This is a genomic window from Winogradskyella psychrotolerans (assembly GCF_018860545.1).
Classification (GTDB): Bacteria; Bacteroidota; Bacteroidia; order Flavobacteriales; family Flavobacteriaceae; genus Winogradskyella; species Winogradskyella psychrotolerans_A.
The window spans coordinates 16,829-28,790 of sequence record NZ_JAHKPN010000042.1; the positions used below are offsets into that span (position 1 = coordinate 16,829).

At 34.2% G+C, this 11,962-nt stretch carries 18 protein-coding genes; 5 read left to right on the forward strand and 13 right to left on the reverse strand.

Annotated elements, in window-relative coordinates:
• Positions 1-108 precede the first annotated feature (108 nt).
• Positions 109-1,341, forward strand: a complete 1,233-nt coding sequence (locus KO515_RS14105; protein ID WP_215936985.1) for a glycosyltransferase — start codon at positions 109-111, stop codon at positions 1,339-1,341.
• 12 nt (positions 1,342-1,353) lie between these two features.
• Here KO515_RS14105 and KO515_RS14110 read toward each other — a convergent pair whose 3' ends face one another.
• From KO515_RS14110 to KO515_RS14160, 11 genes are all read right to left on the reverse strand, one after another.
• Complete coding sequence (locus KO515_RS14110; protein ID WP_215936986.1) at positions 1,354-2,064, reverse strand: aromatic aminobenezylarsenical efflux permease ArsG family transporter; 711 nt, start codon at positions 2,062-2,064, stop codon at positions 1,354-1,356.
• Positions 2,065-2,505 carry a nitrophenyl compound nitroreductase subunit ArsF family protein gene (locus KO515_RS14115; RefSeq protein ID WP_215936987.1) on the reverse strand — a complete coding sequence of 147 codons (441 nt, stop codon included), beginning with the start codon at positions 2,503-2,505 and terminating at the stop codon, positions 2,065-2,067.
• Between the two features lie 19 nt (positions 2,506-2,524).
• Positions 2,525-3,499 carry a permease gene (locus KO515_RS14120; protein ID WP_215936988.1) on the reverse strand — a complete coding sequence of 325 codons (975 nt, stop codon included), beginning with the start codon at positions 3,497-3,499 and terminating at the stop codon, positions 2,525-2,527.
• Positions 3,492-3,899, reverse strand: a complete 408-nt coding sequence (locus tag KO515_RS14125; protein ID WP_215936989.1) for an OsmC family protein — start codon at positions 3,897-3,899, stop codon at positions 3,492-3,494. Before KO515_RS14125 ends, KO515_RS14120 begins: the two co-directional genes overlap by 8 nt.
• An 11-nt stretch (positions 3,900-3,910) precedes the next feature.
• On the reverse strand, positions 3,911-4,147 hold the full coding sequence (locus KO515_RS14130) for a thioredoxin family protein (RefSeq protein WP_215936990.1): 237 nt from the start codon (positions 4,145-4,147) through the stop codon (positions 3,911-3,913).
• 51 nt (positions 4,148-4,198) lie between these two features.
• Positions 4,199-4,504: an ArsR/SmtB family transcription factor gene (locus KO515_RS14135; protein ID WP_178984047.1), complete on the reverse strand. Its 306-nt coding sequence runs from the start codon at positions 4,502-4,504 to the stop codon at positions 4,199-4,201.
• A gap of 196 nt (positions 4,505-4,700) precedes the next feature.
• Entirely contained in the window at positions 4,701-5,357 is a 657-nt protein-coding gene (locus KO515_RS14140; RefSeq protein WP_215936991.1) for a peroxiredoxin-like family protein, read from the reverse strand.
• A 5-nt stretch (positions 5,358-5,362) separates the two neighbouring features.
• Positions 5,363-6,202: a DUF6503 family protein gene (locus KO515_RS14145; protein WP_215936992.1), complete on the reverse strand. Its 840-nt coding sequence runs from the start codon at positions 6,200-6,202 to the stop codon at positions 5,363-5,365.
• Between the two features lie 32 nt (positions 6,203-6,234).
• A complete protein-coding gene (locus tag KO515_RS14150) occupies positions 6,235-6,966 on the reverse strand; it encodes a glucose 1-dehydrogenase (protein WP_215936993.1) in 732 nt (243 codons plus the stop codon).
• A 10-nt stretch (positions 6,967-6,976) separates the two neighbouring features.
• A complete protein-coding gene (locus tag KO515_RS14155; RefSeq protein WP_215936994.1) occupies positions 6,977-7,780 on the reverse strand; it encodes a haloacid dehalogenase type II in 804 nt (267 codons plus the stop codon).
• A gap of 46 nt (positions 7,781-7,826) precedes the next feature.
• Positions 7,827-8,429 carry a TetR/AcrR family transcriptional regulator gene (locus KO515_RS14160; RefSeq protein WP_215936995.1) on the reverse strand — a complete coding sequence of 201 codons (603 nt, stop codon included), beginning with the start codon at positions 8,427-8,429 and terminating at the stop codon, positions 7,827-7,829.
• A gap of 109 nt (positions 8,430-8,538) precedes the next feature.
• Here KO515_RS14160 and KO515_RS14165 point away from each other — a divergent pair, with 109 nt between their 5' ends.
• The gene (locus tag KO515_RS14165) at positions 8,539-9,018 is read left to right on the forward strand and encodes a hypothetical protein (RefSeq protein ID WP_215936996.1); all 480 of its coding nucleotides are present in this window, start codon (positions 8,539-8,541) and stop codon (positions 9,016-9,018) included.
• On the forward strand, positions 9,018-9,218 hold the full coding sequence (locus KO515_RS14170; protein ID WP_215936997.1) for a helix-turn-helix transcriptional regulator: 201 nt from the start codon (positions 9,018-9,020) through the stop codon (positions 9,216-9,218). Before KO515_RS14165 ends, KO515_RS14170 begins: the two co-directional genes overlap by 1 nt.
• On the opposite strand, the gene KO515_RS14175 is transcribed toward KO515_RS14170, so the two are convergent.
• Together KO515_RS14175 and KO515_RS14180 are read right to left on the reverse strand one after the other, a co-directional pair.
• Positions 9,215-10,081 (reverse strand): RluA family pseudouridine synthase, encoded by an 867-nt coding sequence (locus KO515_RS14175; RefSeq protein WP_215937066.1) that lies wholly within the window; start codon positions 10,079-10,081, stop codon positions 9,215-9,217. The two genes, KO515_RS14170 and KO515_RS14175, sit on opposite strands and share 4 nt — an antisense overlap.
• 42 nt (positions 10,082-10,123) lie before the next feature.
• On the reverse strand, positions 10,124-10,810 hold the full coding sequence (locus tag KO515_RS14180) for an SIR2 family NAD-dependent protein deacylase (RefSeq protein WP_215936998.1): 687 nt from the start codon (positions 10,808-10,810) through the stop codon (positions 10,124-10,126).
• Positions 10,811-10,900: 90 nt separating this feature from the next.
• On the opposite strand from KO515_RS14180, the gene KO515_RS14185 reads away from it, so the two are divergent.
• Positions 10,901-11,557 carry a TrmH family RNA methyltransferase gene (locus KO515_RS14185; RefSeq protein WP_215936999.1) on the forward strand — a complete coding sequence of 219 codons (657 nt, stop codon included), beginning with the start codon at positions 10,901-10,903 and terminating at the stop codon, positions 11,555-11,557.
• Positions 11,558-11,591: 34 nt separating this feature from the next.
• The gene (locus KO515_RS14190; RefSeq protein WP_215937000.1) at positions 11,592-11,954 is read left to right on the forward strand and encodes a VOC family protein; all 363 of its coding nucleotides are present in this window, start codon (positions 11,592-11,594) and stop codon (positions 11,952-11,954) included.
• Positions 11,955-11,962 lie beyond the last annotated feature (8 nt).

An 11,962-nucleotide genomic window follows, 5' to 3' on the forward strand; every position in this document is an offset into this window, starting at 1 on the left:
CCCGATTATTTCAGATAAAATTAATCAAAAATTAAGATTATAAAAATTAAATACTAAGCGGACCAATTGGTGTTTGGGATGTGATTTTTAGAATTTTATAATGGTGACATGAAAAAAAAAATACTCGTTATCGGTTTCGTTTGGCCAGAACCTAAAAGTTCAGCGGCTGGCAGTCGTATACTTCAATTGATAGCGCAATTTCAAAGTCAAGGTTATGAAGTGACCTTTGCTTCTGCAGCTAAAACATCTGACAATACGTTTGATTTAAACACCATAAATGTTGAAACCAAACCGATTCTTTTAAACGATTCGTCTTTTGATGCATTTGTAAAAGAATTACATCCAGATACTGTGCTGTTTGATCGTTTTATGACCGAAGAACAATATGGTTGGCGTGTTTCAGAACAATGCCCCAATGCGTTGCGGATTTTAGATACCGAAGATTTTCATGGCTTACGAAAGGCTAGGGAAGTGGCTTTAAAACGAAATGAGACTGTTACTTCAGAACATCTTCAAAATGATACCACCAAACGCGAAATTGCCAGTATCTATCGTTGCGACCTGAGCTTAATAATTTCTGAAGCAGAACTAGAAATTTTATTGAATCAGTTTAAAATAGATAAATCCTTACTGTATTATTTACCATTTCTGTTAGAGCCTATTTCTGAGGACGATATAAAACTTTTACCCACTTTTGAAGCACGACAACATTTTATAACTATCGGTAATTTTCTTCACGCACCAAATTACGATGCCGTTTTATATTTAAAACAGACGATTTGGCCATTGATACGGCAACAATTACCAAAAGCAGAACTACATATTTATGGAGCATATGAATCTCAAAAAGTGACCCAACTCCATAAACCAAAAGAGGGTTTTTTTATTAAAGGTTTTGCGGAAGATGTTAATGCCGTTATGCAAAACGCCAAGGTTTGCTTAGCATCTTTACGTTTTGGTGCCGGACTTAAAGGTAAATTAATCGATGCGATGCAAAATGGAACTCCGTGTGTAATGACGAATATTGCAGCAGAAGGTATGTTTGGTCATCTAGGTGGTAACGGTTTTACCTCGGATAATCCTAAAGTTTTTGCTGAAAAAGCTGTCTTACTTTACAATAATGTTGAAACTTGGAAACAAAAACAACATGAGGGTTTTAAAGTGATGCATAAGCGCTTCAATAAAGTAAATTTTGAAAAAGGATTTGCATCTAAACTAATAGAACTTTCTAAGGATATAAATGCACATCGTGAAAACAACTTTATCGGACAATTATTTATGCATCAATCCATGCAAAGTACCAAATATATGAGCAAGTGGATTGAGGCTAAGAATCGTTGATTTTGATATTGACTATTTCAATATCCCAGTAAATATAGCCACATAATATAACCCTGTGATAATAAAAACAACACCAGCTACAATACGCATAACTTTTTCAATTTTGGTGATTTTATTATAAAACACTCCAACTTTCCCTGCGGTATAGGCTAATAAATATGTGAAAAGAATCACTGGTAATCCTGTACCGAAGGCAAATATTATGGGTAAATAAAGACCATCTGCAGACGCAATAGTCATGGGAATAAGCATGCCAAAAAATAAGACTCCACTATAAGGGCAAAACGCCAAAGCGAAAACAACTCCAATCAAAAAGGCTCCTAATCCCCCTTTATCTTTAAATTTTTCAGATAGCTTTTCTTGAAAATTAGATGTTCCTAAAAAATTGAGTTTAATAATATTTAGCATTATTAAACCAATAATGATTAATAATGGGCCTAAATATTTTTCGCCATTTTGATTAAAAAATCGTGCGATATGAAACTTACTAGCACCAAAATATAAGATGAATCCAATAGCAGTATAACTAAAGCCTCTTCCGAGTGAATATAATAAGCCGCTTAAAAATACTTTTCGTTTACTCGAAATATTTTTAGAGATAAAGGCCGTCGCCGTGATGTTGGTTGCCAAAGGACAAGGACTAATGGCTGTCATTAGTCCGAGTATTAAGGCTGATACAATGGGAATGTTATAATTTTCTAAGAGTGCTTTTAGAAACTCCATTTAGAGTGTTTTTAATTGCGTATCAATTTTAGATTTTAGTGCTTTAGAAAACCCATCTTTATCTATGCCGTTCATAAAAGCAAATTCGGTTAAATCTATTTTAGTTTCTTTTCCGTTTTTAATCACGTTTAAGATTAAAGCGGTACCTGAAGCTTCAAATTTTTCAGCTAGTTTTTCATTTTTTTTCTCATCAACATTTATGACATGGAAGCTAATTTTATCCGCTTTTAATTCGTACGAAAAATAAGTATCTAATGTGAATTTTGTATTCGCCTCAATGGCATTGCACGTCATACAGCGATGTGTAGAGTGGAAGTCCATAACCTCTATTTTAGAAATTGATTGATCTAAAGCCTGGTCATTACTTTTGTTTTGATCATTGCAGGATATTAGCATTAAACCTAGAGTTATAACTACTAATAATTGAAGTGTTTGTCGCATAATTTTATGGATTTATAATTTATAATAATATGTTGAATACAAAGCCTGAAAGCATAATACACAGCGTCACGACACCAAAAAAGATGGCAATCAGTTTTAAGGACATTACTTTTTTTAATAAGGTGGCTTCAGGAATAGATAAGCCTACTGTAGCCATCATAAAAGCTATAGCAGTACCTAAAGGAACACCTTTGGCTACAAAGACTTCAATGACTGGCACAATACCTGCGGCATTAGCGTACATGGGCACAGCAATGATAACGGCAAGAGGAACGGTCCACCATTCTCCACCTCCTAAATAGTCATTAAAAAAGTTTTCGGGCACATAGCCATGCATCGCTGCACCAATGGCAATTCCTATAATGACATAAAGGAGTACACCTTTTACAATATCCCAAGCACTATTTGTAATTTCGGGTAAGCGTTGGTAAAATGTTCTTTTTTCTTCTTGGAACTCTGCCTGTTGCATGTTGTTATCAAGAATCTGCTTAACCCAATCTGAGAGTAAAGGTTCAAGGTTAAATTTGCCGAGCAGCCAACCTCCAATAGTTCCTAATAAAATACCTGAAACCACGTATATTAAAGTCGCTTTTAAACCAAACATACCAATAAACATCGCTACGGCAACTTCATTGACTAATGGTGAGGTAATTAAAAAGGAAAAGGTAACACCCAAAGGAATGCCACCTTGTACAAAACCAATAAAAAGAGGCACAGAAGAGCAGGAACAAAATGGTGTTATGGCTCCAAAAATCGAAGAAAAAAAGTATTCTAAACCGTAGAGTTTTTTTCTGTTCAGGTAATCTTTCAAGCGTTCAATAGGGAAGTAGGTGTTTACAATACCCATGATGAAAACGATAACGAAAAGCAGAATCAGGATTTTGTTGGTATCGTATATAAAGAAGTTGAGGGCAACTCCTAAATGTGTTTCTGCACCAATTCCAAATACGGAATAAATTAACCAATCGGCGAAATGTTGTAACCAATCAAACATTGTTTTGTGTTTTAATAGCGCCAGAAATAGTACAGGCTAATTTTATGGTATTATAAATGGTGCCGTGTTTCTCAATGTTCTTTTTTAGCAAATCGACATTCAATTTCTCATCGTTACTGTAAATGGTTAACTCATAATTGATATTATCCATTCGTGGAGGATGCTCAAGACGAGTGGCATTAACCTTTAATGTGGTTTTTGTGAAATTGAATTTCATCATCTTTGAAAAGCGTTCCACATTTTTAAGCATACACGCTGCAAATGATCCTAAGAATAATTCTGCCGGATTGGGTAAAACGTCTGCTGTTTTAGATGTGGTGCCAAAAGCAATGTCGGATGCTTTTATATGAATAACAGCATCTTTATTGAAAAGCGAAGAAGCGTTGACTTGATAGTTCATAACAGTGCATTTTAATTTAACAGTGCCAATACTTCAGCTTTTGAAGGTACTCGACCTTTAATGGTAATCACATCATCGATGACTAAAGCAGGTGTGGACATGACATTGAATTTCATGATTTCCATAATATCTTCAACTTTTTCAATGGTAGCCTCAATATTGTTTTCTGATACGACATCGTTTACGACGCTGGTCATTGATTTACACTTTGGACAACCTGTTCCTAATATTTTAATTACTTTACTCATAATGCTAGTATTTGTTTATCGCCAATAGACGATATGATTATTAAAAAAATATCAATCAAAAAAATCTTGAAACAAGGATTTGGCAATTTTCCAATTCTCTTGATTAATACAGTATTTTATTTTAGGCGATTTTAATTCACCTTGAATTAAACCCGCGTTCTTTAATTCCTTTAAATGTTGAGACACTGTAGATTGTGCTAATGGAAATACATCTACTAAATCTCCTGTAAAACAGCAGGATTGACTTTCAAGATGTTTCAAAATAGCAATTCGTGTTGGGTGTCCTAAAGCTTTAGCAAACTTTGCTAAGGCTTCTGTATTTTCTTTGTATTCTATTGTTTCTAAACTTCTTTTCATATCTTTTATCGCAAATGTACGATTGGGTTTTGAGTTATTATGTGACATTTGTCACATTTAATATTTTTTCTAAAATTACGAATGGGATGCCTTGTATAAAAATAAAAAAAGCCATTAGTAACTAATGACTTTTTTTTGCAAAAGAATGAACATAACTATTAATCAAATAGTACTTTTTAGATAATCGTTTTAATAATTATCTTTTAAAAAACGCTGTAATTTCTGAGGGTTCAGCTCTGTTTCGATAGTCAGTGTTCAGGTAAGCGTAATCAATTTTTCCTTTTTCATTTATTATATAGGTTGCTGCTAACGGAAGTTCGTTTGAAGCGTCACCATTGTGTTCATTTAAGCCAAATGAGGTATTGTAAATTTCAGCAACATCATCTGTTAGTTTAAATACAATGCCATAATCTTTAGCAATCTTATTACCTATATCGCTTAAAACTTCAAATTGTAAATTGTTTTTTTCTGAGGTACTTATCGATTGGTCAGGTAACTCAGGTGTTAAGGCTATTAAATTGGCCCCATTAGCCTTAAAATTAGGTAATTCTTGTTGTAATTGATTTAGCGTTAAATTACAATAGGGACACCAACCTCCTCTATACCACGTTAACACCACGGGACCTTTTTTTAAATAGTCTTGCAATTCTACGGGTTTACCTAACGCATTTGTTAAGGTAAAGTTGGGTGCTTGGTCTCCAACTTTTTTTGCGTTTTTAAGAATATTACTAGTGTTTACATCTTCAAATCCAGCTTTGTATATGCTTTTTTTCGTGGCATCTGCATTCAATTCAAATTCAGCCTTTTTTGCTTCCAATTTAGATTTTAATGATGTTGTGATCGTATTATTCATAATATTTATTTTAAAAAATCTTCCATTTTCAGACCGTTGTTAAACTTAATGTCTGTCCAGTTGACTTCTATCCATGGTTGTTCTGTGACTTCAGCTTCCCAATTGGATTTCTTGTATTGGCGTTTAGTCGGAATTAAAATGCCATCAATATTTTCATATTGTAATTGCATTAAATTTGGTATATCCATTTTTCCAAAATCTGCAACCGTAAATAAAAATTGATCGACTAACTGTGTTTCTTTATTAATGTAGATTTGATAAATATCAGTGGGCTTATTGTTTTCTGATGTAAAAGATATTTTGACGATATCATAAGCTTTATCGTCTATTTTTTTGTCACCAATATAATCGTATGTGACTCCAGGGTCTAAAAGTTTTGGCATCATAGAAAACCAATAAAAATTGGTGGGTCTGTTGAAAGCTACTCGTTTTAGATGGGTTGTGTCGTTTACAATTATGCCGTTGTGTTTTAACCAATACTCAGTGCCATCGTAGCTCTGTTCTATTACCCCTTCAAGATTTGGTAGTGTTCTTTCATGTTGCTGATAAATTCCATAAGATAGTTCACCATTAAAAAGATACTTTTCGGTACTTACATCTTTTTTTCCATCTGGTGTTTGGTAGGTATAAGTATATATAACGTCCTTTTTGTTAAGTAGCGTCTGGTAATTCCCCGTTTTTTGAGTAAGGTTGTAAACTAATTCATGCCCTTTATTAGAGAACGTCTTTTTGGTTTTCACCGTAGTGGTCTCGGGCTTTCTGGCTTCCGTTTCTGTTTTTGAATCCTTATCATTACAAGAGGCTAAAACGAAGCAGATAAGTAATGTGCATATGTTGATTTTCATATTATGGTTTTAAATAGGTTAATAGGTATGTTTTAAACTAAAGCGCCATTGGCTCCAATAACTTGGCCTGAGATCCATTTAGAATTATCACTAGCCAAAAATAAAACAACCCTAGCAATATCAATAGGTTTTGCTAGTCTATTAAAAGCGTTCATACTACTGAGTTTATCAATGAATTCTTGAGATTTTCCTTTCATAAATAATTCAGTTTCTGTAGCTCCAGGTGCGAGTGCATTTACAGAAATACCTCTGCCAATTTCTTTAGAAAACACACGTGTCATTTGCTCTACAGCGGCTTTTGAAGCAGAATATAAACCATAGGTAGGGAACATTAATTTAACAGTACTAGATGAAATATTTATAATATTTCCGTGGTCTGCAAGTTTGTGAAACGCTTCTTGTAAGGTGTTAAAAACACCTTTTACGTTAATATCAAATTGTTTGTAAAAATCGTCCTCGGTGTTATCTTTTAATTGCTTTGAAATCATAACACCAGCATTGTTCACTAAAACATCGACTTTGCCGTATGTCGCAATCGTTTTATCAAATAATTGAGTAACATCTGCCTTATTGCTTACATCTGCTTGTATAGCTATAGCAACTCCATCCTGTTTAACAATGGTATCGACGGTGTCTTTTGCTTCGTCTTTACTGTTTGAATAATTTACCACAACTTTAGCACCATGTTGTGCTAACTGAATTGCAATTTCTTTTCCAATACCTCTTGATGCCCCTGTTACGATGATGACTTTATTTTCTAACATATCTATTCTTTTATTTTAGAGCGATTAAGCGTTCTGCAATTAATTTGAGATTAGGTTCGTTTATTTCTGGAGTTGGAGCTAAAGGATATAGTTGTGCGCCAGGTCTACTAACAAATGCGCCTCTCCAACCTGCCCACACAGCACCAGCAATATCCCAACCATGAGCCGCAACTAATAGGCATTCTTTTGGTTGAATTCCCATTTTTCGTGCTGCCCAATCGTAAGCATCAGTATGTGGTTTAAATTTCCCCATATCTTCAATACTTAAACGTTCTTCAAAATAATCTAACAGGCCGGCGTTTTTAAATTGTGTTTCCACACCTTTATTAGATGAATTTGTAAAGGACACTAATTTATAACCTGCTTCTTTCAAGTCACCTAAGGCTTGTTTTACTTCTGGATGCGCAGGTAATGAACGGATTGGTCCTAGAATGGCTTCTCTTCCAGCTTCTTCTGATATTGAAATGCCATGATTTGCAGCGACCATTTGTAGGGCTGCAGACCCAACAATACCGAAGTCATGATATTGTCTTCCTACGGTTTCAACTAATGAATATTGTAACATCGTTGTAAACCACAATGGTAATAAATCACTTCTATTACCTAACACCTTGCCAACACTTTCTTTCATTGCGGTGAGATCTAGTAAGGTTTCATTGACATCAAAAAATAAGACTTTAGGGCGGCTTGAATTTTCATCGCTTTCCTTTTGGTCTTCAGAATTTGCTGAAAACCCAAATTGTGGTATAGTGACGCCTGCCAAGCCTAGCATTGCTGATTTTTTGATAAAATTTCTTCGATTGTTGGTGGACATATTTTATGTATTTACGATTAAAACATACCTTTTGGTATGTTTGTGTTTAAGCTTTTAATTGTTTTAGGTATGAGTTGAGTCCCAAAATGTAATCATCTAATATATCATCATCATTATAGAGTTTTCTAATGCCTCTGATGCCTTCAAAAGCACTGATTAAATAAATAGAAATAGCATCGGTAGAATATAGTGTGTTAATCACTTTTTCCTTCTTTCCTCGTTCTATGATATGAGTCAAAGCGGCTTTCCATTCTTCAATAATGCGTTTTAAAGCCATTTGATAGGCTTCTTCTTCGTCTGCGATTTCATTAATGAAATTGTTCATAGGGCAACCATGCTGTTTATCAAACAGAGAAAATGATTTTAGCCTCCCAGAAAAAGTGATTTCTAAAATCTCTAAGGCATTTCCATCTTGATATAATGGAGTAATCATTCCGTCATAAACACGCTTTTGAATCTTAGAACCTATAACATCTAAACCGAGTTCTTTCTTGCTTTTATAATGATAGTAGAAAGCTCCTTTAGTAAGGTTTGTGGCTTTCATAATCTTATCTATACTGGTGGTTTTAAAACCGTTTTCATAGAACAATTTAAATGACTCGTCAAGTATTATCTGTTTGGTAAGTTCGGATTTTTGTTTTTGTTCCATGTTTCGAATATATAAAAAAAATACTAAGTAGTATGTTTTTGAATGTTAAGCTTGAACAGATTTATTTGTTTACTATACAAATGTAAAGTATATTTGTCATTAAGTAAAAATGACTTTACTCATATCAAATGTGTTAATTATGGAAATGGAAAAAATTATAGCCAGTGAACGTAACCGGTTTTATAAGCTCATCAATTTTAGATTGTCTTATCGCTTTATGCGTATTGGAATTGCTATTGTGTTGCTGACTATTGTGATGATGTTTGTTAGAGCTTTCGCAATGGAAGGTGATACTGTATGGTTGAAAGTACTATTGCAGAAATTTCTTTTAGTCGGCATGTTAATTATGTCCTTGTCTAAAGATAAACTTGAAGATGAAATGACCATTATTTTGAGAACGCAATCTTATGCCATAGCTTTAGTCGTTGGTGTTATATATGCGCTGGTTATGCCTTATGTCGAATTTGGTGTTTCAAATGTTATGACTTCAGGTGGGGAATCCTTTAAAAATTTAGGTGATTTTCAGGTGTTATTATTTATGTTAATGGTTCAACTGATGTTTTATCATAACTTAAAACGTTACAGATAATGGAAAACACTATAAAGGTAGAACGAGCTATCTTAAATATAACGCAAGATGATCTAGCGAAACGGATAGGTGTTTCTCGTCAGACCATTAATTCTATTGAGGCTAATCGCTATGTACCTTCGACGGTTTTAGCTTTAAAGCTTTCTGATGTGTTTAATAAACCGGTAAACGACTTTTTTAAATTGAGTAACGACGATTAATTTATCTGACCAAATATCTTATTAAACTGCTCAGGTAATTCACTTTTTATGAAAACGGCTGCATGAGTATAAGGATGTTTAAATTTTAAAGAATAGGCGTGTAAATACATGCCTTTTCCATTTAAAATGAACGGGTCTTTACCATAATCTTTATCTCCTAAAATTGGATTTCCAAATGCTGATAAGTGAATCCGTAACTGATGTTTACGTCCTGTTAATGGATGCAATTGTACCAAATTGAGTTTGCCAAAACGTTCTGATAAGACCGTTTTTATAACCATATATTTTGATTTGGATGGTTTGTCGTCAACATTTGAAGTTATTAGACCTTCATTATTCATGCTACCAATAGTTACCGCATAATAGGTCTTTTCGATGTCTTTATTTTCAAATAGTTTATTTAAGGTTCTTATGCTGTCATTTGTTTTTCCGACTAGCAAAATACCAGTTGTGGCAAAATCCAAGCGATGAACAGGTTGAGGTTTTGTAGCATCTGATAACGTACTCCGTTTGAGATTCTGAACGAGTGCATTCGCAATGGTTTTAAAATGATTGCCGCTTACTAAAATACCCGCTGGCTTATGAATTACAGCTAAATAATCATCTTCAAAAAGGACATTGAGTTTAAAATTTAAACGTTTCTTAGGACTTACATGTTCTGGAATAGTTAACGTAATTGATTCTCCTCCGTTTATAAATGTAGCTGAAGTTGCAACCACACCATTCACAGCAATGTAGTTCTTTTTCAACGCTTTTTTTAAAGCAGATTTTGTTGGATAAGTATCAAATATGCCAACGCCATACTCTTGTAGTCGAAGAGATGATGTGAGTTTAGGAACGTTATGGGTTTCTATAGTTTTGATTAGTTTTTAAATGTTGTTTATGTGTTGAACGATTTCGAGTTACTACGCATTTGTATTTAGAATATGTAAAAGGTCTATGGTGCCTTCCGTTGCAGATTTTGGTATAACGGTTATCTTTCCTCTACTTTGAATAGCTGGTTTGGGGTCAATATAAAAAATCGGAGTGTCAGCAGGTGCATAATCCATTAGACCAGCTGCAGGATACACTTGCATGCTTGTTCCAATTATGACTAAAATATCGGCTTGTTTACAAACGTCCATGGCGGTTTCAATCATGGGAACGGCTTCACCAAACCATACAATATGCGGTCTAAGTTGATGACCTTGTTCACAGTTGTCACCTAAATGAAGATCTTCGTTCCACACTTTAATATCATTCTCATTTTTAGAACTGCGTATTTTTCGTAATTCGCCATGTAAATGAATCACGTTGCTACTTCCTGCACGTTCGTGTAAATCATCTACATTTTGAGTGATTATTGAAACCTGATAATCCCTTTCTAAAGTCACTAAATCTTTATGCGCTTGGTTGGGTTCTACTTCATTGAGCTGTCGTCGTCGTTGATTGTAGAAATCTAAGACCAATTCCGGATTTCTCTGAAAACCCTCAGGAGTGGCAACTTCCATAACATCGTGGCCTTCCCAAAGGCCATCTGCATCTCTAAATGTTTTTATGCCACTCTCGGCACTTATGCCTGCTCCTGTTAATATGACGATGTGTTTTTTCATAAATTAAAAATAACCAAATTTAGATTAATAGGTGTGCTGTCACTATAATTTTGAGCATAATTTAAGATCTATTTTTAGTATTTTTGACCTATGCAAGACTTAGACCTTTTAGAATATTTAGAAACATTTGTAACACCTGGTCGTATAGACCGTTTTAAAGAAATTTTACCCAACCGAACGAAGCATTTTACTGTAGCTACAGAAGATGTGTATCAGTTGCATAACACTAGTGCTGTGATGCGATCTTGTGACGTATTCGGAATCCAAGAATTAAGTATTGTAGAAGAAGTCAACTCTAAAAGTATTGATAGGGAAATTGCCATGGGAGCACAAAAGTGGGTGGATTTAAATCGATACCACAGCATAGGAGATTGCATAAGTGATATTAAATCTCAAGGCTATCAAATTGTTGCAACCACACCGCATATTGACGATTGTGAGTTAATTGATTTTGATATCACTAAAAAGTCGTGTTTCTTTTTTGGAAGAGAATCTCAAGGGTTATCCCAGCAAGTTTTAGATGAAGCTGATTGTTTCTTGAAAATTCCGATGTTTGGGTTTACTGAAAGCTTAAATATTTCAGTGTCTGCAGCCATTATTCTTCAGCATGTCACAGCACGATTGCGAAAGTCAGCTATTAAATGGCAATTAACTGAAGAAGAAGTTATTGATAAACGATTTGATTGGATTAAAAAAACTATCAAAGATTACGATGCTATAGTGGAGCGTTATAAATCGAAAGCATAAATTTTGTAAATTTAGCTAACTAAAAAAATAATTTATGGTAGGTTGGTTTGAGATTCCGGTAAGCGATATGGATCGCGCAAAAACATTTTATGAAACTGTTTTTAAAGTTGACATTAAAGATGTAGAATTTGATGGTTTAAAAATGGGATGGTTTCCTGAGCATAAAGGATCTAATCAATCTTCTGGCGCACTAATAAAACAAAGTTCTTATGTGCCAAGTAAAGAAGGAGTTTTAATTTATTTTGTATCAAAAAATGTTCAGGTAGAACTAGATAGAGTAGAAGCCGCTGGTGGAAAAATAGGTTTAGAAAAAACCAAAATTTCTGAAAATAATGGTTTTATGGGAATGTTTATAGATACCGAAGGCAACAAAATAGCGCTACATTCGGACGCTTAGTAATTCGG